This window comes from Methanosarcina spelaei, from assembly GCF_002287235.1.
In the GTDB taxonomy this organism is placed as follows: domain Archaea; phylum Halobacteriota; class Methanosarcinia; order Methanosarcinales; family Methanosarcinaceae; genus Methanosarcina; species Methanosarcina spelaei.
Genome location: NZ_LMVP01000310.1, coordinates 1 through 1,069 on the forward strand (window position 1 = coordinate 1; position 1,069 = coordinate 1,069).

The window sequence follows — 1,069 nt, forward strand, 5'->3', positions numbered from 1 at the left end:
AGTTAGTGAAAAAAAGAATAAGTTTTTAAGTCAAAACCCTAATTTGAGATCCTCAGAAAGGGTTTTTTAAAAGTAACTTCGCTTTTAGAGAACTATCCTGTTTTTGGTCGATTCAACTGCTTTTTATTGGCCTACGTAATATTGTCTACCTTTAAAAACCTATTTTTGAGAAGCCTTTTTTGTAACACTTCAAAGAATAACATCTTTCGGTGGTTTAATAAACTTTATTTCACTATTCAAAGCAAATTTAAACCTGGAAAATCCAGATCTCTAAAGTTTATTTAACACTGTACCTTCAAAGAGTCATTAGAAAGGTTAAGCCTTAAAAGGAATTATGTTTAGAATCTGATAGGAATTATTATAAAACTATAAATATTAATTATAAAGCAACTTATTTAGCATGAAAGTACATGAGGATATCTTCCTCACGTGCTCTCTTCACCTTCTTTTTCCATTATCGCAAATATTTCACTAATTATTTTTATTCGTTCATCAACTGAGAATATTTCTGTCTCAACAATCTTCCTATTTTGAATTTCTCCTTTTTTATATCCAGTTCCATCTTCGTACATCTCATCGTTTACGATAAGATGCCATATTATCGTTGCAATTTTCCTTGCCAAGGCAATAATTGCCTTGGAATGCCCAATTGACTTCTTTTTCCTGTTAAAAAACTCTTTTAACTTACTGTTATTCTTTCTTGCCGCTGCTTGAGAAATCTGCGTAAGAATCCATCTTGCTCCCTTTGATCCTCTCTTTGTGATTCTTCCGTTGTGGTATTTATCTGCAGATTGATACACATTAGGAACCAGACCAAGCCAGGAAGCAAGCTTATCTCCAGAAGAAAAATCCTTGAAATTGCCTATTTCAGCAAGTAAAATTGCCGCACCAAGTTCTCCTATACCTGGAACTGACATTAAAATCTCCATTTCTCGCTTATGCTTTTTATAAGCATAATTGAAAATTTCTTTCTCTAAAGCTTCGATCTCATCATCAATACTCTTTATGAGTTTCAGACAGATCTGAAGTCTGAATGCAGCACTTTGAGAGATTTCTCGATCAAGAATTT

General features: G+C 32.9%; 1 protein-coding gene. It reads right to left on the bottom strand.

All coding sequences use genetic code 11. The features are described from left to right. Positions 1 to 425 precede the first annotated feature (425 nt). On the bottom strand, positions 426 to 1,069 hold a 644-nt coding region (locus tag ASJ81_RS13415), incomplete at its 5' end, for an IS110 family transposase (RefSeq protein WP_141241618.1).